Genomic DNA, 21,394 nt, shown 5'->3' on the forward strand with positions numbered 1-21,394 from the left:
TTCAATGGCTAATTAAACTGAATTGCTGCCGATCAATTGGATGATGCCACCAGCTGATGCTTGGGGTCGGCTTCAACAATTTCCCCTTTCCAAGAACTATCTTTCGCCATTGGCGTATGTCTTTCTGAATCAATGGCCCAAAGTGTTACCTATCAAATCCAACAATATGGGTTGTTGCTTTACCGCTATTTACGGCAGGTCGAAATAGCTTTAGCAAACACCCCGCCTTCACTGGTTTCCAGCAAGGTAAAACTGTCCTTCGCGCGGGTGATGCCGGTGTAAATTAATTCGCGCGTGAGCACCGGGCTGATGTTTTCCGGCAAGACTAAGGCAACGTGATTAAACTCCGAGCCTTGTGATTTATGCACGGTAATGGCGAAAGCCGTTTCCACATCGGGCAGGCGCATTGGCGAGATCCAGCGTATTTTCAGATTGGCCAACGGCTCGCCACCGGCATCGGCACTGGGAAATGCCACTCTAAGTTTGCCGCTACTATCTCGCAGGGCAATGCCAATATCGCCGTTCATTAGTCCCAGATTGTAATCGTTGCGGGTGATCATCACCGGCCGGCCTTCATACCACAGCGCCTGCTTGGCTTTGGCAAACAACCACTCTTCAATGCGCTGATTTAGGCCTTCTACGCCCCAAGGCCCTTTCCGCAATGCCGACAACACCTGAAACGCATCGAAGGCGGTCAATACTTGCATGGCCCATGCGTCGTATCGTTCCGCACTGTCCGGCCGACCATTATGGATTTGCGCCAGATAATAGCCGTAACCTCGGCGGGGGCGTGACGACTCAGCGGAGTCCCCGCTGTTAATCACCAACTTTCTTAACAAGCTGTTGGCGGCGTCCGGGCTTGGGTGTTGCCGTAAGGCGATGTATTCTGCATGCGGCTCGGGTCGCAAATCCGGGTAGCGGTCCGTGTCGGTTAAGATCGCCTGAGCCTGCCAGGCATCGCCCTGATTCACGGCTTTAGCCAACTGGCCGATGCCGCTGTGGGCATCGAAACGATGACTGTGCCGCAACATAACGGTTTGTTGATTGATGTCAGAGCCGGGCATTGCGACCGGTTTGGGCTGTTCGCCGGCATAGCGGCTTATCCACGCCAGCGTTTCCTGATCATAGGCCGCGTGTTCGGCGCCGCGACATAAATCCCCCATCACCGAACCGGCTTCGACGGAGGCCAATTGGTCCTTGTCGCCCAATAAGATCAATTGAGTGTTTGCCGGCAAGGCCTCCAACAGCGACGCCATCATTTCCAGATCTATCATCGACGCCTCATCGACGATCACGATGTCGGCGACGATAGGATTATGGCGATTATGCAAAAAGCGCCGCGAATCATGCCGGCTGCCCAGCAAACGGTGCAAGGTGCTGGCTTTTCTAGGGATACATTGTTTGATACTTTCGTCGATAGTCAAGCTGTCTAGCGCTTTGGCAATCGACTCGCTGACTCTGGCCGCCGCTTTACCCGTGGGTGCCGCCAGTAAAATATTTAGCGGCTTGGAGTGCTCGCTATTTTGTTGCGCCAGTTCAATCAATAGCGCTAACAGTTTGGTCAGGGTAGTGGTTTTGCCGGTACCCGGCCCGCCGGTGATGATGGCAAATCGCGCCCGCAACGCCAGAACACAAGCGATTTTTTGCCAATCCGGGCGTTCCGGGCTGGTGGGAAACAGGCTTTGCAAGCGTTCCGATAATGAGTCTGGCAGGCTATTCCGCGCCGGTTGCAGTCGTTGCTTAATACAGGCTTGCGTGATCTGTTCATAGCGCCAATAACGCCGCAAATACAGCCGGTTACCGGCTAAAACCAGCGGCGTATCGCCTTCTCCTGATGACACAAGTCTTGATTGCGATAGAGCCGCTTGCCATAGCTCAAGACTGTAAACTTTTAAGCGCGCCAATTCGGCCGCCGCCGCATCCTGCTCGACCGTCCAAGCATCATCGGTCGGAATGGCCAGCGTCATCCCCGGCTGCTCACAGAGTTTTTCCAAGTCCAAATAAACTTCGCCTCTATCCAGCTGATGACTGACCAAAGCCCCCGCCCACAGCACCGCGTCGGTCGCGTTTGGTTCAAGATCCAACAAAAAGCCCACGAAGGCGCGATTCAAATGACTCAACCAGCCTTTTGCTACCCAGTGCTGCATGCTGTCGATTGCCGCCGCTTGCCGAATCATGACGATGCTCCAAACAAGGCATCCAAGCGTTCGATCAATGCCCTGGCTGGCTTATCGAATACGCGTCCCGCCGTTGGCCCTAGCGCGCCTCTTAAAAACAAATACAGGCCCCCGCCGATGTGCGTTTCGTAATCGTAAGCAGCAGCCAACCTGACTTTCAGCAAACGATGCAAGGCCAATAAATACAAGCAGGCTTGCAAATCGTAACGCTTAGCCAACATGGCCGCAGTCAAGGCCTCCTGCGTATACGCCGCCTCATCGGCACCCAAACTGTTGAATTTATAATCGACCACGTAGTACTGCTGATCGTGCACGAACACCAAGTCGATAAAACCTTTTAACAGTCCGTTTACTTGGCCGGGTAACAAACTTGGACGCACTTGTCCGCCGAAGGTGTGGCGGCAGACCAAGCGGTCTAGTTCCTCAGTGTCCACGGTATCGGCGGCCAGCAGAAACTCCAGCTCGGCTTGATAGGCATTGGTTTCGAGCGCAGCCAAACTAAGCTTAGCGTCCTCCAGCAAGGGCATGTTCAACCAGTGCGCCAAGGCCGAAGCGATGACGGCATGTTTGTTCTCCCATTCGCCGCCGATAAATCGCTTTTGAATCAATTCTTGTCTTAGGGCTGGATTTGCCGAAACGTTGGAAAACCCCCATTGCGCGCATTCCTCCAGCAGATCATGAATCAACACGCCGGGACCGGCTCCTCTGGGCAAAGCGTGGACACCGGACAAAGGTTTACTAAGCGCTGCAGCGATTTCGGCTTCGTCATTTTGCTTATCGTCATGGGCAGTTTCAATCTCCGGCAACGGCTGAGACGACTCTTCCCCGTGCGTCAGGCGATCCGCGATGTGCAAGGCACTATAACTGGCTATCCACCAATTACTGGATACTTTGCTAAGCGGCACGCGTGCCTCGCCCTTAACCTCGTCAGCCAAAACCGGGCTATAGCGCGCGTCGTCAATTTCCGGTAGAGGCGTTATCGAAATCGCTGCACAGCTGCCTTTCAGTTCACGCAGTTGCTCGGCCAAGGCGCTGTTGGGCATTTTGGCCTGCCAATTCAGTAAGCTGCCCATCGCCGATTTTTCCAACTGGCAATCCTTGGTACTGCCGGATTTGACCGGCGCAATGCCCAGCCAACAAGCATGGCGGGCTCGGGTCATTGCCACATACAGCAAACGCAAATCTTCCTGTAATCTTTCTTCCTCGCTGATGGCTTTGATGCGCTCTTGTTTATGCAAGTCGATCTGTAAATCCTGGTTCTCATCGTGATAACGGTAATAGGTGTTGAAGCGACCGCCGACTTCCCGGAAACTGCAAATAAACGGCAAAAATACCAGCGGATATTCCAAGCCTTTGGATTTATGAATCGTGACAACTTTAATCAGATTGGCATCGCTTTCCAGCCTGATGATACCGTCGTCGCCGGCTTGGCTGCCGCCTGCCTCGATAGCTTCGGCAAGATACCTGATTAGTGCTTGCTCGCCTTCCAACTGGGTGCTGGCGCGTTGTAACAACTCCGCGAGATGCAGCAGATTGGTAATCGAACGTTCGCCTTCGCTGTCGTCAGCCAGACGCGCGTGTAAGCCGTAATCGTTAATTAATTGCCGCAAAGCCGGCAAAATGCCGTCCTGTTGCCAGCGTTGTTGATACGTCAGAAAGCGTTCCAGATGCAGTTCCCAGCCGGGTTCGTCCAAGGCCAGTGCGTGCAGAGCTTGATATGACCAACCGAAGGTCGCCGAGCTTAAGGCCGCACGCACTTTGCGCTCATTACGCGGCTCAGCCAGGGCATTTAACCAAAGCAACATGTCGACCGCTTCCACGCTGGCAAAAATGGAATCACGCTCGGACAGATAGACACTGCGCAAGCGTCGGCGCGCCAAGGCGTTGCGTATCGTCGCTGCTTCGGTGCCACTGCGAACGAGGATGGCGATGTCCCCAGGCTGCAAAGCCTGCACGCCTGATGGCGCGCTAAAGCCGGTTTGCCCCGCATCAGCTGAGTTCAGTAATTTGACAATCTGGCTGGTCGTCACCTCCGACAACGTTTCCCGATAAGCCGGCATGCCGACCGCGTCCTCACTATCCCAATGCCACAGGGTCAGCGCCGGAGCGGCTTGATTTTCGATAACCCATACCTCATCGCGGCCTTGGGCCTTGACCGGCAGAAAAGGTATAGGATTATCTTGTGCTGTTTTAAAGCGAAACGCACCCCGCTCTTGCTGATCGGCTTGTAAAAACACCTGATTGACAGCGTCGACCAAGGCCTGGGTGGAACGGTAATTGGTGCCCAGGGTGTAATGCCGACCTTGGGTATCGCGGTGTGCTTTTAGATAAGTGTAAATATCGGCGCCGCGGAACGAGTAGATAGCCTGTTTCGGGTCGCCTATCATCAAACACGCATAATCGGCGCCGGCCGGCGTGGCGTAAAGCGTCGAAAAAATACGGTATTGCACCGGATCGGTATCCTGAAACTCGTCTATCAACGCGATGGGATACTGCTGGCGAATCACCTCAGCCAGCCTGTCGCCGTTGCCGCCTTGCAACGCGTTATCCAGCCGAATCAACATGTCATCGAAGGTCATCCTGGCGATGCGCTGTTTTTCAAAATCGTAACGCTGCCTTATCCAATGCACCGCGTGTTTGATCAGCTCGACTTTTAAACTGGGCAGCGCAGCGAGTTGCGCAGGTAATCTGCCTATCGCGGCAAAACCGGGATGGTCCGGCGGTGTTTGTCCGGGATTGGCTAATTTTGCCATGCCGTCCGGCGACAGATTCTCAAAACCCTTGCCGATGTCCAGCGTGTCTTGCAAAGGGTCCAAACTCCATGCCTCGATTTTGTCCAGCCAGTTGCGGCGGTTCACGGAGTTGTAATTTTTTGCCGGCAGCACTTTGGTTTCTATGGCAGCCTCCACTAGTTCGCGGACTTCAGGCAACCAAGTTAGCCAAGGCACCTTCAACTGCTGTAACGCCGACTGCCTGATTGATGACACCGCAGCCATCAATTCTTTGATGGACTGACCGTCGGCAAGGCTAAATGGTATTGGCTCGGCGTTACCCAGCAGCGAACGTACCGCCAGTAACAACTCGTCCGGATGCTTGAACAGCGCATACAAGCTTGGAAAATCGACATCGTTGGACATGTCGTAATAGAAACTGCGCCAATAGTCCCGCACCACCTCATTCAATAATTCGGTATCGTCGGTGTTGACCTCTTGCCGGAACAAACTGCCGCTGTCGAACGCATGCTGTTGCAACATGCGGTTACACCAACTGTGAATGGTATAAACGGCCGCCTCGTCCATCCAGTTGGCCGCCAATTCCAACCGGCGGGCGCAGGCCGGCCAGTCTAGTTCGGGATAAACGGCGCGGATGTGTTGCAAGAATGCATCCGTCGTCGAAAGTTGCTGGCGAAAGAAACGCGCGGCGTGACTCAATCGCTCGCGTATCCGTTCCCGCAGTTCCTTGGTAGCGGCCTCGGTGAAAGTCACCACCAAAATATCCGGCGGCAAAAGATACCGGCTGTATTCAGCATTGTCGGGACGGTGTCCCAGAATTAACCGCACATATAAGGCGGCGATGGTGTAAGTCTTACCGGTGCCGGCGCTGGCTTCGATCAGCCGCGTACCCGACAACGGGAATTCGATGGGGTTGAGCGGGATTGCACTGGTCATTCCGTTGCCTCCCCTGCTCCAGGCAATTCCCGGATACTCGTAAACATCGGTCGGTATAAGCTATCCGCCCAATATTCAAAATCCTTATTTGCGTCAAACGCAGTCAAGCTGGCAAAGTTGGGAAAGAAGCGGGCAAGATAAGCGTCGTAATGGACTTCGCCGGCATTCCATTCGTCGCCCTCATATCTGGCTTGGGCTTTTTCCGACGCAATTTCCGGAGGGGCGGCAAGCCAGCAAAATGCCGTTCGGCAAGCCACCGGCAACGGTGCTTGCATGCCGTCGTGATAAGCGGCAACCAGGTCTTGCAGCTGCTGGTAGGCGTCACTTTGCTCGATCACGGGCATTTCAAGCACCGTGTCGGCACCGACAACCAAGGTCTTTACCGGCAAACTATCGGCGCAAGCCGCCAAATGCTGTAGCCACTGCAATAATACATTCGGATATTTGATGGATTTATCCTTATTCAGCAGAGTTTGCGCGGTCAAATGCAACAGACTCACTTGCCCTTGCTGACCTTGGCGACGCAATTGGCTAAGATCGCCGGCTAATTCCAGCGTCACTCCGCCGGACAATGCAAAAGGCGCAAGCTGCAATACATGCGGCTCTAAAGCCTCGGGCCACTCCGACACCAGCACCCGATACCGTTCCCAAGCCGCTTTGACCGGCTCGGCTAAGGCGGCGAAACTCGCCTGGGCAAAACCGCCCAAGGGCAATTGCCCTTTTTGCATCATCACGGCCTGCTGCCCGGACAGGTATTGTTCCAAGTCGTCCGGGTGCTCCGTTGCCAAACCCTGAAGCAATTCATCGCTGAATAAATAGGCTTGCAGATTATCGACCCCAAACGGCTCGCAGTCATCGCTGGTAACTGCCAGACCATCAAAGCCAAATTTTAGGGTTTGATGGCAAAAGCTTTTCACCGGCGCGCGCAAAAACCGCGCAAGCGACTCCAGGCTCAATGCGTGGGCTTTGTCATCCGAGCCTGATGCTATCGGGCTGCTGAGCGGTTGAGCGGCAGTTGGTATAAACCATTCCCTGGCATAGGTAAAAAGACTGGGATTGCGGTTTTTTTGCACATACGCTTCGCTAAACGGTTGCAAGGGATGCGCGATAGTTATGCATTGCAATAATGAAGGCTGATCGGCAAGCGCCCAGCCCTGCACCAGCACATCGCGCAATTGACTGATTAAAACTGAAGGCGGCCGCTCGCTGTTATCGCGAATGCTGCGCCCTACCCAGCTTATATATAGCTGTTCGCGCGCCGACAACAATGCTTCCAGAAACAGGTATTGATCGTCTTGCCGGCGCGAGCGGTCACCAGGGCGATATTGACCGCGCTGGCTCATTAAATCGAAACTATGCGCTTGTTGATTGCGCGGATAGTCGCCGTCGTTCATCCCCAACAGGCAAATCAACCGAAACGGAATCGCGCGCATCGGCATCAAGGTACAGAAATTAACCCGGCCGCTGAGAAAGCGCTGATGCAAGGACGGTTCGTCAACGCCAGCCAGCCAAGCCTCGCGTACCACAGGGATGGGCAGTAAATCTGTTTCGCTTAAACCGGCTTGTTCGCAGTGTCCGGACCAACTCGTCAGTGAACTTGTCAGGGTTTCCAAGGTTTTGCGCTCGCGCTCGTCGCTTACTTGAAAAAAATCGTTCAGCAGCTCGGACAATAGTTGCTGCCATTTGGCCGGCGGGTATTCCAGCCGCAATCGCTCAGCGTATTTTTCCAGCGTTTCCAACAGAAACGCCAGACCACCTAGCCATTGCGCATCCAGGCCGCCGATTTCTTCGTAAGGCTGAATCTCATCAAAAGCCACCCCGGCACCGACCGCGTACCCCAACAACATCCGCCTCAGCCCGAACTGCCAGGTATTGGCCTGCAAGTTTGCGGGCATATTGACTCGTTCCGCGCGCTGCCGAGCATTCAAGCCCCAGCGGATGCCGGATTCTTCTATCCACTGATGTAATTTAGGTATCGCAGTTTCGTCAATCGCAAAGCGCGTCCGCAAGGCCGGTACTTCCAGCAAGCCCAGAAATTCGCTGACCGCAAACCGCGACTCCGGTAAATTCAACAAGGCTTCCACCGCAAGCAGCAGCGGATTTTGCCCGCGCTGCTGCTGATCGGCCAGACTGTAGGGAATATAACGTGGATCGTCGCTTTGAATTTGCCCGAACACCGCATGGATATGCGGCGCATAAGTATTGATGTCCGGCACCATGACGATAATATTGCGCGGGTTTAGCGGGTCACCATTTTGCTGGGCATTATCGAAACGTGCCAACAGTTGATCGTGCAGAATTTCGACTTCACGTTGCGGACTATGCGAGATATGAAATTGGATAGACGTATCGGCGGTGGCCAGACATACCGGCTGCTCTGGCAAGGGATCCAAGTCCAAGATGGACTGCTGCAAATGTTGCAGCAAACTGCGCTGCCCTACTTCCCCATAATCTTTGAACATATCGATTTTGCTGTCCGGCCAGTGCCAATTGGCGTAGGCCTGGGTTTCATCGAAATGATCCAGCAAACGAATATAATCCCGGCCTTGTTTGCCCCATGCGGCCAGTAAAGGCGGCGCCTGTAAATGCAATTCCGCATCGCTCAGCGCTGCATTCATACCGGATTTGTAAGCCTGACGACGGCGTTCGGCTTTCAGCAGTTCCTTGTCTTCGATGATGTCGGCCCAATAGTGCTGACACGGGTTATGCACAAACAATACGATCTGACAAAATCGGCCCAATTTGGCCAGCACTTCCAGCGACTGCTGCGGCAGGGAAGACAGGCCGAACAACACGACGCGGCGCGGCATGCTGGCGGGGCGAGCTGTTAACGTATCAATCTTGGCCATGAACTGCGCATGTACCGCTGCCCTACTGGCAAACGGCGAGGACTGCTCGCCCAAATCTTCGAGCACCGCGCGCCACAAGGCGGCTTGCCAAACCTGCGCGCTGGGTAGCGGTTTGCTTTCGCCATGCCCGTTGCGCAACACATTTTGTCCTGCCGCCCAATCGGACACCCAATCGGAACGATAAACCTGGTATTGGTCGAACAGATCCGCTAGTTGTTCGGCAAGTTGGTGACGTTTGCGGCATTGGCTGTCCTCGGTCAAAAAACTCGCCAACGTTTCAAAACCGGGTTGTTGCAACAAGCCCGGCAACAATCGATATAAGCGCCAGATCAGCGGGTCTTTGGCTAATGGTTGCTCGGTGGGAATCTGCTCGCCTAATACCGCCCGGTAAATGCTCCAGATAAACAAAGACGGCAGTTGCATCTTCAGCGCGGCGGCAATGCCCAACGCGGAGTTTTGCGCCAAACTTTGCTTTAACCAATGCCCCATGCCGTTGCTCTGCACCAGAAAAATCTCGTTTTCCAAGGGCAGCAAGGGATGCTGTCTGAGCCAGTACTCCACCACATCGCGGAGTTCTTCCAGTTGATTGGAGTGAATCACGGCAATGCCGTTGTCGAGGGAGTGGGCGTGACCTGCTGCGGGCATGATAGGCTGAAATAGTTTAGAGGAGCGGTGTGCCTATTATCGCCGCTTTTGACTGGAGCATCGAGACCTTGCGAATTAGCCGCAATACAGTCTTAGCTATTCATCTACCTTTGTATTCCCTGCGGCAGAAATAGCAGCCCGATTCTGAAAGCTAGAACAACTCAATCTCGGTAGTACGCTGGTCGGGTTTAGGATTTTCGCCTTGCGGCTGTGTTTCCGTTTCCGACAACAGTAGTTTTAATGCGGCAATGCGCTGTTTGAAGCGGGCTAAACCGTCGCGCTCTTCCCGGTCGTGATGCAATCTCAAGAGCGCGTGCAAGTAATTACCGACATTTTTGGCATCCACGGCTATTTTAGCCATCATTTGCGTGACGATGTCTTCAAACTGCATAGCCATCACCCCTTCCTGAGCCAGCCTTTATATTTCGTTGCTTGCCACAGTGATGTTAGTTGAATGCCCATTCGCCTTGGTTGTCATGTGCATAAGCTCCTGACCCAAGCTGCCGAGGTTTTCGCGTGACCGTTCCGCCAGGCTTAGGTCAGTCTGCGCCGCTTGCGATACTTGCTGATCCACTTCTTGCAACGACTGGATTATGTCATCGAGAGTGGCGCGGATTTCATCGCTGAATTGCCGGGTCTGGGCAGCAAGTTTTCGGACTTCATCGGCGACAATACCAAAACCACGGCCGCCGTGACTGGCCCGCGCCGCCTCAATAGCTGCATTCAATGCCAGTGTGTCGGTTTGCCTGGTCAGCTTGGTGACCCCATCAAGTGAATCTTCGATGCGTAAAAACTTGCTCTGCATCTGATTAAAACTGACAGCTATGCCCACGCTGGAGTCATTGACTTCCTGAATTTTTTTAACGAATTCATCAATCAGCGCATGCGTTTCGTCGAAAAACTTATGTAAACCGGCCTGCTGCCGTTGTTGCTCGTCATCGGCGCCGGTCATTTGCAATATTTCATCGACTAGGGCAGTCAACACCTTGCGTTGGTCGGTCGATTGCTGTTCCAGACCCGTCAAGCTATTGGATAGTTTATGCGCAGAGCTTTGGATGGTATTGCGAGCCAAAGCCAGGTCTTGTTCCAGAATATTGAAACGATTTTCTGCGTAATCCATGGCGCGATCAGACAAAAATTGGTACTCCGCCATCACCGACTCAAGTTCGACCACCCGAGCCTGTTGCCGGTCTTGCCAATGTTTACGGCCGCGATAGGAAAAAACTAGCGAGCCAACTAATAAGACCACTGCTAGAAAATTCAAGTCAACCGGCGTTTGCTGCGCTTGCCGACTCCAAATCCAGCAAACGCTATTGATGACAATAGCCAGACACAGCAAAACAGTATCGACGCGTTTCATGTCGGCATAACAAGGTGTTGGATCGGCACGGCTGAGGTATCGGCGACGACCCGATTGCGACCTTGATGTTTGGCAAGGTATAACGCCTTGTCGACGCGATCAATGAATTGGCTTTCGTGCTCGGTAATTGAAAACTGTCCAACACCTATGCTGATAGTGACTTTTATCCGTTCGACGAAAGAATAGTCTTCTATCGTGGTGCGCAAGCGGTTTGCAAACTCGACGGCATCCTCAAGAAGTGTATGCGGCAGCAAAATCGCAAATTCTTCGCCGCCCCAACGAATCGCATCATCACTGCACCTGACCAAGCTCATTAGTTTCAAGCTGATGGCTTTCAAGATTTCGTCGCCAATCAAGTGGCCGTGTGCGTCATTAATTTGCTTGAAAAGATCGATGTCCAGCAACAACAGCGAAAACGCCGGGGCGTCATAACGCCGCATGCGCCCAATTTCATCGGCCAGTCTTTTATCCAGCATTCGTCTATTGCCGAGTCCGGTGAGAGGGTCGGTCAACGAGGATTTTTCAAAACCCTTGGCTTTGGCGTCCAGAATAGCCACAAGCTCTTTGAGCTCGCCGGCGTGATGTTTGATTAAATCTATCCAGGTACCATAGGCAAAACCCACCAGTTCGCTCTGCGTGACGACGCCTACCAATTGGTTTTCCTGATTCACCACGATGGACCGTTTGATGTGACAGGTTTTTAACTGAGCGAGCGCGTCTTCAATGGTTGAACTGACCTGGGTGGTAATGACCGGACTACTCATGTACTCCCGGAGTGGCCTATCGGTGGTATCCGCGGCAGAGATAAGTTTAAAAATATCCTTGGTGGTGATAATGCCTATCGGTATTTTGGATTCGACCACAATGATGGAGTCCTCCATTTTCTGTAGATGGTTAAGCACATCGTCCAAAATCCAGTCCGCAGTAAAGGTGATGGGCTCTATTCTGGTCACCAAATCACCGATGGTTTTTTTTTGCACCAGTACGGTAGGATCCACCGCCGATAGAATGTCGGTATCGGTCAATATGCCGACCAGACTCTCAGTGGAATCGACGACACCTAAATACCGATCGCCATTGCTTTCAAGGATTTCGAATGCGGTCAGCACCCGTTCATTTTCGAAAACGCAGGTTATCTTGCGTAATGTCAATTCAGCCAAGGTGGCATCACTGCTGCCGCCAGCATGCAGATGCTTCAGCAAGTCTTCAACGGAAAATACAAAATAGTCTTCGCCAATTTCAAGCACCACGCTGCTGACGTTATGGTGGTCTATTAGCTGCGACACCGAACGAATAGTCATATCTAAAGTCGCTCGCAAAAGTTGTTTTTGCGCAATCGACCCGACCGTTGGAAAAATTGTAAATTCAGTCACGAGCGTCTCAAATTTGGCTATGCCTTGCGGTTATTGCTTGCCGAAAAGTAGTTTTGTTGGGTAGCAAGGGGGGGGTTAAGCCAGAGATCTTTGGCGTTTTTCACGCTTGTTAGTTTGTTGAGTGTTCAATATTTTTAGCGGGGGGATAGTGGGCAAATCAGTTGGTCCTTGGCGAGTATTTGACTTGAAGGTATCGTGCAGCCTCAGAAGATCCGTAACCGTTTTGGCGTTGGTTTTGCGCATTAAATTAGCGCGATGCACTTTGACGGTTTTTATCGAAATATCCAGTTTTTCGGATATTTCCTTATTGGTGTGGCCCAGCACCACCAACTCGCAGGTTTCAATTTCGCGTTTCGTCAGATTACGGAATTGATTGTTGATAGTGGCAGCGAATTCATATTCGAAAAAAGCCAGTTCAAGGCATTTGCGTATCTGTTCCAAACTAAAGGGCTTTTCAATAAAATCAAACAAACCGGTTTTTATCGAGCGCAAGGTAGTCGATAGATCACTTGATCGGGTGATACAAATCCGCGGATATTCCAGTAATAAACCAAACTCGGAACCGGACGGCGATATTTCGACCACTTCCGGGTCAAATACCATCACAAAGGCAATATTTTTGCTGGTTAAATTCGCCTTGTTGTCGGCGATCCAGCGAGACAACTCGTCCCGGCTGGCAACATAATCCACATTTGTTTGCAGACTTTCCCTGACCCGATTGATACCTTTAAAGGACGAGACTTCGCGGTCAGCAACCAAGATTAATCTATCGAGTTCCAAAACCTGTAGTGCCATAGTCTGTAAAAGTTGATACAAAGGTTCGTGTTCCAAACTCTGTCAAGTGTACGTAAGTCTTAAGTTTTGTCTATTGGGCTAAGGTCTTAGATGCGTTATTCGCTTCCCCGCTTTTCAGGCTACTTTATGCCTTTATTAACCCGGCCCTATTTATCGCTGGTATTCCGTTTGGGCTAAGCTGGATCTATCGAAGCCTAGCTGGGGCGCATAAACTCAAACGGTAATTTTTGCGCAACAGACTGGCCTTTGGTCTGCAAAGTGAATGCCAATTGGTTTCCTAGCTCCCGCCCACGCAAAACGATGGTCTACACTCTGTGCGGTCAAACTAGAGAACTACAGCGATGAGTGACGAAAAACGCCTATCCACCACCCAACTGGCCAAATTGCGCGGCATATCCCAGGAGCAAATGTTCGGGCAACTGACTGCGCTGGGCCTAATCGAGAAACAAGCGGACAAATGGCAGTTAACCGACGCCGGCAGTGCCGCCGGCGGGGTCTATTTGACCGGCAAATATGGCCAATATGTTGCCTGGCCGGAAGAATTTCAGTTGCCGAGCGCGCCAAGCAAAGCGGATGCGCCGAAACTATTGACTGCCACCGTGCTCGGGCAACAGTTTGAACTGCCGGCCAACAAAATGAACTACATCTTGTCCGAATTGGGCTGGATCAAAAAAGGCTTGAAAGGCTGGCTAGTCACCGAACAGGGATTGGCAATGGGTGCCGAACAAGGCGAGGACAGCCGTTCCGGCATTCCCTACGTGCGCTGGCCTGAAAAAATCACCCGGAACCGGGCGTTGAAAGACAACGTCGATAATATGAAGGGCGTCGATAAACCTAAAACCGACACCGACAAAATGGATAGCTTCCGCCACAAATTCGAAGCCACCCACCGTACCACCGACGGCCATTTCGTTCGTTCCAAGGCAGAAATGCTGATCGACAATTGGTTATACATGGCGGAAATCGTCCACGCGTACGAACGCAAACTGCCTATCGAAGAAGAAATGTACTGCGACTTTTATATCCCCACCGGCAAAGTTTATATTGAATTCTGGGGCTACGAAAACGACGCCAAATACCAAGCCAGAAAACAGGAAAAACTCGCTATTTATCAGAAGTACAATTTCAATTTGATTGAACTGACCGACAAGGACGTGTTGAATCTGGACGATATTTTGCCGAGATTGTTGTTGAAGTTTGGGGTGCAGGCGTATTGATTTTGAATATTTCGTGTAGGGCTTATTCGCGATAGCGTGATACGCCGAAAGAAAACAAAAACATACGGCGCAATGCTTATTGGTTATTGCACCTTACGGCCTTGCTCTAACCAGCTTAGGCGCTGAATCTTAGACCTCAGGTCTTCGAATACGCAGCGCAGCCGCCCTAGCACCGGAAAGTTTCTGCGCATGGATTGCCGATCCTGCAAAACATCTGAATACCAATAACAATGAGCGGGCCGATCAGAATGAACAAATACAGCGCATTGATAGAGAAATAGCTGAGTGCCATAGCAAACTCTGGCAAGGATGGCTCAATCGGAAAACCTGCCGCCTGTGTCTTGGCTTTGACTAACTAGCGCGAGCAGGGAGGATATTTGATCCATAGCAAAGTTGGCTGGGTTGAATGATAATGAAACCCAGCTCATAGTCTGATGAGTTTTCTCACCCATTGAACTGTTGCAACTTGAAAATTTTCTATTGTTTCAAAGCATTTGCTGGGTTTCGCGTTGCTTTACCCAGCCTACGGGCGATTAGACAACCAAAAAACATGTTGGAGTTGATGTAATGTCTGAAGACATAATTTCACTTAGCTTAGGCGAAAAATGGATTACAGCTTTGTGGAAAAAATTATCCTCAATTAAGAAAACTCGGGAATCAGAGCTCAATAAAATAAATGATGAAATATTGTTCAGCGATCCATTGGAATTAGCTAAGGTATATATAGAACCATTTTGTCAGGAAGTGAACCCGGCAGATAGACATGATGAAGATTTTTTTATATCCAGGGAGCCTTTATTTAAAAAAATATCAGAATTCTTAAGACTAAAAACTTACCAACAAGGAAACAACCAACTATTCATCTTGTCAGATGCCGGAATGGGGAAGACATCATTTTTGGTAATGCTCAAGCTTTTGCATTTAACTTCATTTTGGCCTAAAGGTTATCATTGTGTATTAGAAAAGCTGAGTGAAAACACCTTGCTAAAGATTTCTGATATAGAAAATAAAAGAAAAACTGTTTTGTTGTTAGACTCGCTCGATGAAGATCCATCTGCTCATGGAAGGGTAAGAGAACGGTTGCTTGATATCCTTTCAGCAACAAAAAACTTCAATCGAGTAATTATTACGTGTCGTACTCAGTTCTTTCCTTCCGTTGAAAAAGATCCACTAGAATTACCTGGAAGAATACGAATTGATAACTTTATATGCCCTTCAAAATATCTTTCAATTTTTGACGACGACCAAGTAAATGCATATCTTGATAAACGATTTCCTAGACGATTTCTTCAAAAATCTTCAGAGAAGAAAGAAAAAGCAAATTCCATTATAAATAGGATGACTTCTTTAAGATGTCGTCCTATGCTCCTTTCATTTATTGAGGACTTGGTGAATTCGCCAAAGTTTTGGACAGTTGGTTCCGAATATTCAATTTACAACTCCCTTGTAGAAAATTGGCTCCTTAGAGAGCAAACTAAAGCAGACCTTAACCCCAAAGTTTTAATGCATGCCTGTGCACAACTTGCGTTTGAACTGCAATCTAAGAAAGCAGTTAAAATATCATCTAAGGATTTGGATGAGCTAATTGCGTCTTTGGAACTATTGGAAATGGTTAAGGCGATTGATATAAAAGGGAGATCATTGCTAAATAAAAACTCGTCTGGAGAATATAGATTTTCTCATTATAGTATTCAAGAATTCCTTGTTGTTTTTTATATATTTAATTATGCTCGAAGTAGTGATAGCAGGTCGATATATCCGACCGATTTTATAAAAAACTTGCTAGAGCAAAATAAAAGTCAATTACTAATAAGACTTCAGGACGAAGGATTAAGGTACCACGAGGAAGTTGAGGCATGGGAAAACAATAGTGTAGATATAGACCAATATATATTTCATGGAAAAAAGGAAGTATCAGAGCTTATAGGAGAGCTGGTTTCAGAAATTGATGAATTGGATATCCAGCCGTACGAATCAGAATTGGATATACCAACTTTTCTCAGAAGACAAGTTAAATCCATCAGCGATAACAAATCCTTTGTATATTCCGATAGGACAGATTTAAATATTCCCTCTTTCCTGAGGCGAAAAAATGAAGACACAAATGGTGTTAGCGAAAGTAGTCCCAATTAGCCCAAAAAGGCCATAAGGGTGCTCTGCTATAGGGTGCTGCCGTTAGGGCGCACCGGTCGCGATCGTTGCGCCTCGCATAGCTCGGCACAACCTATACGGTGGTCGCACCAATTTGAGATTACCGCTAACGGCTATAGGTCATTCAACAGACCTTCGTCATAAAAACCATCCGTCCGCAACTGGCCGAAAATGCCACATGGTGGTATTAGTTTTTCTTTTGCAGCTTAGAAAAAACGTTGCCGGCTGATGCTTTAGAAAGAACGATCAGCCAGCAAACAAAGTGCGCTCAATTCGTTATGGCTTCAATGCTTACCCGACTTCACCGCCGCAAGCTCAAATATAATAATTTCCGCTTCGCCTTTACCGACGTTTTCCACGGTCATTTCCGCGCCGGTTTCCCAGAACACTTCGCCTTGGCTATAGACCTTGGTTTGGCCGTCATCGACAACTTTCAACTTTCCCATTACCACATACCTGGGGCCGGGCCCTTCGTGGGTATGCGAGGGAGTTTTATAGCCCTTGGGGAAGCGCACCCGCAGTACATGGCTCTCAACTTCCTTACTGGGTAAAGTCACCGGCTTGGTCATTAACAATTCGCGCGAGAATTTGCTGGCGGACTCGTCGGCTTGCACCAGCGGCGACACACACGTCAATAATCCCAACACAGAAAGTAAGTAGCAAACGCGGTTTGGCTGTTTCATAAAGTGGCCTCAAAGCTAAGGGATGGGTGTCTAGGTAGCGAGTATACAAAAACGGTCGGTACCGCGCCCGCTGAATTAGCATCGCGGGCGCTAAGAAGCTAGTCTTCGACGTGCACTTGCTTGGGCATTTCGCGGTTGATCAAGAAATACACCAAGGGAATCACCACCAAGGAAAATAAGGTGGAGGCAATAATGCCAAAGATAAAGCTCCAGGCCAGGCCCGAAAAGATGGGATCGAGGACGATCATCACCGATCCCAACACCGCCGAAGCCGCTGTTAAAAAGATCGGATTCAGACGCGTGGCACCGGCTTCGATGATGGCGTCGGCCAAACTGATGTCCGGATTGCCACGATAGATGTTCTCGATAAAGTCAATCAGGATGATGGAGTTGCGCACCACGATACCGGCCAAGGCGATCATGCCTATCATGGCCGTGGCGGTGAAATACACCGGATCGGCATATTGCCCCACATCGGACGCAAACAAGTTGATAAACCAAAAGCCCGGCATGATGCCGATTACCGTCAGGGGAATGGCAATCATCATGATCAGCGGCACACCCAAGGAGCCGGTTTGCCCTACCAACAGGATATAGATCATCACCATCGCCGCCGCGAAGGCCAAGCCCAGGTCGCGGAACACATCGACGGTGATTTTCCATTCGCCCTCCCCGGCCATTTCGGCGCTATAGCCGGCTGGTAGCGGTTGCTGTTCCAAGGCATCCTGCAGATCCCACACCGCTTCCACCGGGCTGCGGCCGGCCATTTCACCCAGCACATACGACACCTGGCGTAAGTTTTTGTGATAGATGGTTTGATCCGCTAGCTCATGGCTGAACCGACCGATTTCACTTAAGCGGATCAAATCGCCTTTCGCCGATTTCACCGACAGGTTTAATAAATCAGCTTCCGAGGAACGTGCGGCTCTGGGGTATTGCAGCGTGATCAGCAGGGGTTGCCTTTCGCTGGCGATATGCAAAGTACCGGCTACACCGCCTTCTACCGCCAGTTTCAAACTATTGGCCACCTGTTGACTGGTAATACCCAATAGCGCGGCTTTATCTTGGTTCAACACAAATTGCCATTGGTCTTGCGGCGCTTGCACATAATCGTCCACATCCACCACGCCCTCGGTCGTTTGCAGATGTTCACGAACTTGTTTAGACACGCTCACCAAATCCTGATAACCGGCTTCCGGAGGCCCGTAGATTTCCGCAACCACACTGGAAAGCACCGGCGGCCCCGGCGGCATTTCCACAATTTTAAGGTTGGCGCCGTATTTTTGGCCGATCCGTTCGATGTCGGGACGCATCCGCAAGGCAATCGCGTGGGACTGTTGCGCGCGGCGAGATTTATCCACCAGAATGATACGTATGTCGCCGACATAAGCCCCCTGGCGCAAATAGTAATGCCGCACCAAGCCATTAAAATCCATGGGCGATGCCAGGCCGACGTAGGTTTGATAACTACTAACTTCGTTTACCGTGGCCAGATATTGACCCAGGGCCGTGGCGACTTCATTGGTGGCTTCCAAAGACGAACCGCGCGGCATGTCGATCACCAATTGCAGCTCATTTTTATTATCAAACGGCAGCAGTTTTAATGGCACGACTCGGGTCACGGCCATCAGCGTGGACAGGACAAATGCCACAAACACCGCCAGCAAAAACCACAAGGCTTTGGATTTGTGACTCAGTAGCGGCGCCATAATGGCCTGATACAGCTTGAAACCGCGGGATTCCTGTAGCCGAAATTCCGGTCCGTGATCTTTACCGTAATCGCCTTTTAACAATTTATAGCTGGCCCAAGGCGTCACCGTGAAGGCGATCAGCAAGGACATCAACATCGCTATCGGCACGTTAAAGGCCATCGGCGCCATGTACGGCCCCATCATCCCGGTGATAAAAAACATCGGCACGAAGGACATGATCACCGCGAAGGTTGCCAAGATGGTCGGCGGACGAATTTCGTCGACCGCTGTCAGCAAGGCTTGTAACGGTGGCTCTTTACGCATTTTGTAGTGGCGATGAATGTTCTCGACATCCACAATCGGGTCATCGACCAGCAAACCCAAGGATAAAATCAACGCGAACAGCGTCACCCGGTTGATGGTGTAACCGAAAATCAAATCGCACAGCAAGGTAATCGCAAAGGTCATCGGCACCGCCAACGAGACGATCAGCGATTCCTTAAAACCCAACGCCAGCGCCAATAGAACAATAATGGTCAGAATCGCGATGCTTAGATGCATCACCAATTCATTGACTTTGTGATCGGCGGTTTCGCCGTAGTTGCGGGTGACTGTGACCAGCACTTCATCCGGAATCAGCGTGCCATGTAGACCTTCGGTTAAGGCCAGTACTTGCTCGGCCACGCCGACGGCATTGCTGCCACGGCGTTTAGCGATGGCGATGGTAGCCATTTGCCGCTCTTCGCCGGCCACCGGCAAAGGACCGCCCTTGTGCCCTACCGTTTTCATTTGCTCAACGCCGGGACCGAAGCCGATGCGGGTGTAGTAGTCAGTGTCTTGCGGGCCATCGACAATTTGCGCGACATCGCGCAAATACACCAAGCGGCCCGCGACGTTTTTTAAGACCGTCGCCCCAATCTGCTCCGGGGTTTCGTAATGCGGCCCGGCTTCCAGCAGGATTTCGTTGTTGTGCTGATTCAAACGCCCAGCCGGCAGATTGACATTGCTCTGCGCCAAAGCCTGTTGTATTTCCGGCAGGCTCAGGCCGCTGGCTTGCAACTTGGCGGAATCGGGATACACCGAGATTTGTCGCGGCGCCGCGCCGATGACCCAACTTTTGCCGACGTCGTCGATGGCACGCAACCGCTCGATCAGTTCCTCGGCGATGCGGCGCACCGCCATAATGTCTTCGTTGGCCTTGGGCATGGATAGGCTCAGCAGCAAGATCGGTACGTCATCGATTTCCACCGGCTTGACTACCCAATCGCTGACACCGGGCGGGATGATGTCCAGATTGGCTTGCAGCTTATCGCGGGTTTTGATCAAACTGTCTTCGATACTCTCACCCACCCGATAGCGCACCGTCACCAGCGACTCGCCGGGCCGGGAGGCGGAATAGACATATTCCACACCCTGAATTTGCTTTAATAATACTTCCAGCGGCGTGGTCACCCGCTTTTCCACTTCTTCGCTACTCGCGCCCGGATAATGCACAAACACATCCATCACCGGCACGATGATTTGCGGGTCTTCCTCGCGTGGCGTCAAAGTCAGCGCCGCAGCACCTGCCAACAGCGAAATCAATAAAAACAGCAGCGATAAATGCGAGGTGGTGAATAAGCGGACAATGGCAACCGTCAGACTGTCCTTTTTCGCTTCCATGGTTTTGTTCACTTCGCTCATTCCCCCAACCCAGCGTTACTCAAGATGGTTTCGCCTGCGCGCAGTCCGGATAGTATTTCGACCTGATCGCCATACTGCTTACCGGTGCGAATATGCCGGGTAAGCAGCCGTTGCCCGTCCAGCACTTTGACGGCTTGCAGTTGCCCGTAATGCAAAATGGCCGCCGAAGGGATCATCACGGCCTGCTGTGCGCTGGCACAAGCCAGTTCCAGCCAACCGAACTGGCCGTGCTGCAAACCAGGCATGTTGGGTAATTTTACTTTTACCGCCAGGGTGCGGGTTTGCGGATCAATTTCCGGCGCAATTTCGTCGACCGTCGCCGCCAGCGTTTGCTGGGGCGTATCGAAGCGCACTTTTACTTCCATGCCTAACTTAATGGCCGCAGCACAGTGACTAGCAATTGATGCTTCCAGACGCAAGTCATCAGGTTTGTGCAAGGTGACGATGGCTTGATTGGGCAAGCCCATGTCGCCCGGCTCTTGCAAACGCTCACCGACTACCCCGTCGAACGGTGCATAGAGCACATTTTCGCCAAGCATCACTTTACTCTGTTGCGCGGAACTGGCGGCTTGATTGGCCATGGCTCGAGCGCTTTGCGCTTGCGCCAGCACCGCTTCGTAATTTTGGCGGGTGGCCGCTTGCTTGTTGTATAGATCGGTAATGCGTTTTTCTTCGGCATTGGCCTGAGCCGCCTGAGCCTGGGCTGCCGCCTGTCCCGCGCTGGCCGCGTTGTAAGCCGCTCGCAAATCGCGATCATCGAGACGGGCAATGACCTGGCCTTGTTTGACTTTGTCGCCCGGATTGACGGCTATTTCCAGAATGCGTGCATTCAATTTAGGGGCAATTTTCGCCGCCAAGCGGGATTTGACCACGCCCTGCCAGGACAAATTGTTCTCCGCAGTTTGTGTGCCCACTTTTAGGGTCTGTGCATTGGCGGGCAAGCTGCTCTCAGGCAAAGCAGTGTTGCCGGGTTCGGTCTTTTTATCGCCGCCCAAAATACCCAAGGCAAACAAAATCACCAGCAACAGCGCCGTGATCGCTGCCGCGGGGATAAGCCATTTCGGCGAATGTGATTCAGAAAAGTGTTCGGTCATCATGACTC

Annotated in this window: 12 protein-coding genes; 2 read left to right on the forward strand and 10 right to left on the reverse strand. The window is 51.3% G+C overall.

Annotation, left to right across the window (positions count from 1 at the left end):
- Window positions 1-185: 185 nt before the first annotated feature.
- The 7 genes from recD to G006_RS26780 form a co-directional block, all read right to left on the reverse strand.
- A complete protein-coding gene (recD, locus tag G006_RS0101020; RefSeq protein WP_020481292.1) occupies window positions 186-2,177 on the reverse strand; it encodes an exodeoxyribonuclease V subunit alpha in 1,992 nt (663 codons plus the stop codon).
- A complete protein-coding gene (recB, locus tag G006_RS0101025) occupies window positions 2,174-5,845 on the reverse strand; it encodes an exodeoxyribonuclease V subunit beta (RefSeq protein WP_020481293.1) in 3,672 nt (1,223 codons plus the stop codon). The genes recD and recB overlap by 4 nt, the downstream gene beginning before the upstream one ends.
- On the reverse strand, window positions 5,842-9,339 hold the full coding sequence (gene recC, locus G006_RS0101030; protein ID WP_020481294.1) for an exodeoxyribonuclease V subunit gamma: 3,498 nt from the start codon (window positions 9,337-9,339) through the stop codon (window positions 5,842-5,844). Before recC ends, recB begins: the two co-directional genes overlap by 4 nt.
- Before the next feature lie 151 nt (window positions 9,340-9,490).
- Window positions 9,491-9,736 (reverse strand): hypothetical protein, encoded by a 246-nt coding sequence (locus G006_RS0101035; protein ID WP_020481295.1) that lies wholly within the window; start codon window positions 9,734-9,736, stop codon window positions 9,491-9,493.
- A 21-nt stretch (window positions 9,737-9,757) separates the two neighbouring features.
- A complete protein-coding gene (locus G006_RS0101040; RefSeq protein WP_020481296.1) occupies window positions 9,758-10,699 on the reverse strand; it encodes a methyl-accepting chemotaxis protein in 942 nt (313 codons plus the stop codon).
- Complete coding sequence (locus tag G006_RS26775) at window positions 10,696-12,072, reverse strand: diguanylate cyclase (protein WP_152428774.1); 1,377 nt, start codon at window positions 12,070-12,072, stop codon at window positions 10,696-10,698. Before G006_RS26775 ends, G006_RS0101040 begins: the two co-directional genes overlap by 4 nt.
- Before the next feature lie 75 nt (window positions 12,073-12,147).
- Window positions 12,148-12,903, reverse strand: a complete 756-nt coding sequence (locus G006_RS26780; RefSeq protein ID WP_152428775.1) for a response regulator transcription factor — start codon at window positions 12,901-12,903, stop codon at window positions 12,148-12,150.
- Window positions 12,904-13,208: 305 nt separating this feature from the next.
- On the opposite strand from G006_RS26780, the gene G006_RS0101055 reads away from it, so the two are divergent.
- Both G006_RS0101055 and G006_RS24610 read left to right on the forward strand, forming a co-directional pair.
- Window positions 13,209-14,084: a hypothetical protein gene (locus tag G006_RS0101055; RefSeq protein ID WP_020481299.1), complete on the forward strand. Its 876-nt coding sequence runs from the start codon at window positions 13,209-13,211 to the stop codon at window positions 14,082-14,084.
- Between the two features lie 567 nt (window positions 14,085-14,651).
- Window positions 14,652-16,217 carry an NACHT domain-containing protein gene (locus tag G006_RS24610; protein ID WP_020481300.1) on the forward strand — a complete coding sequence of 522 codons (1,566 nt, stop codon included), beginning with the start codon at window positions 14,652-14,654 and terminating at the stop codon, window positions 16,215-16,217.
- A gap of 302 nt (window positions 16,218-16,519) precedes the next feature.
- On the opposite strand, the gene G006_RS0101065 is transcribed toward G006_RS24610, so the two are convergent.
- The 3 genes from G006_RS0101065 to G006_RS0101075 all read right to left on the reverse strand — a co-directional run bounded on the left by G006_RS0101065 (window position 16,520) and on the right by G006_RS0101075 (window position 21,389).
- Entirely contained in the window at window positions 16,520-16,918 is a 399-nt protein-coding gene (locus G006_RS0101065; protein WP_026146759.1) for a cupin domain-containing protein, read from the reverse strand.
- 98 nt (window positions 16,919-17,016) lie between these two features.
- Complete coding sequence (locus tag G006_RS0101070) at window positions 17,017-20,292, reverse strand: efflux RND transporter permease subunit (RefSeq protein WP_020481302.1); 3,276 nt, start codon at window positions 20,290-20,292, stop codon at window positions 17,017-17,019.
- The gene (locus G006_RS0101075) at window positions 20,289-21,389 is read right to left on the reverse strand and encodes an efflux RND transporter periplasmic adaptor subunit (RefSeq protein ID WP_235048806.1); all 1,101 of its coding nucleotides are present in this window, start codon (window positions 21,387-21,389) and stop codon (window positions 20,289-20,291) included. The genes G006_RS0101070 and G006_RS0101075 overlap by 4 nt, the downstream gene beginning before the upstream one ends.
- Window positions 21,390-21,394 lie beyond the last annotated feature (5 nt).

This window comes from Methylomonas sp. MK1 (assembly GCF_000365425.1).
Taxonomy (GTDB): Bacteria; Pseudomonadota; Gammaproteobacteria; order Methylococcales; family Methylomonadaceae; genus Methylomonas.

Bases quoted from the DNA above. Each gene is read 5' to 3' on its own strand.
- recD (WP_020481292.1), bottom strand. From the start codon at position 2,177: ATGATTCGGCAAGCGGCGGCAATCGACAGCATGCAGCACTGGGTAGCA.
- recB (WP_020481293.1), bottom strand. From the start codon at position 5,845: ATGACCAGTGCAATCCCGCTCAACCCCATCGAATTCCCGTTGTCGGGT.
- recC (WP_020481294.1), bottom strand. From the start codon at position 9,339: ATGCCCGCAGCAGGTCACGCCCACTCCCTCGACAACGGCATTGCCGTG.
- G006_RS0101035 (WP_020481295.1), bottom strand. From the start codon at position 9,736: ATGGCTATGCAGTTTGAAGACATCGTCACGCAAATGATGGCTAAAATA.
- G006_RS0101040 (WP_020481296.1), bottom strand. From the start codon at position 10,699: ATGAAACGCGTCGATACTGTTTTGCTGTGTCTGGCTATTGTCATCAAT.
- G006_RS0101055 (WP_020481299.1), top strand. From the start codon at position 13,209: ATGAGTGACGAAAAACGCCTATCCACCACCCAACTGGCCAAATTGCGC.
- G006_RS24610 (WP_020481300.1), top strand. From the start codon at position 14,652: ATGTCTGAAGACATAATTTCACTTAGCTTAGGCGAAAAATGGATTACA.
- G006_RS0101065 (WP_026146759.1), bottom strand. From the start codon at position 16,918: ATGAAACAGCCAAACCGCGTTTGCTACTTACTTTCTGTGTTGGGATTA.
- G006_RS0101070 (WP_020481302.1), bottom strand. From the start codon at position 20,292: ATGAGCGAAGTGAACAAAACCATGGAAGCGAAAAAGGACAGTCTGACG.
- G006_RS0101075 (WP_235048806.1), bottom strand. From the start codon at position 21,389: ATGATGACCGAACACTTTTCTGAATCACATTCGCCGAAATGGCTTATC.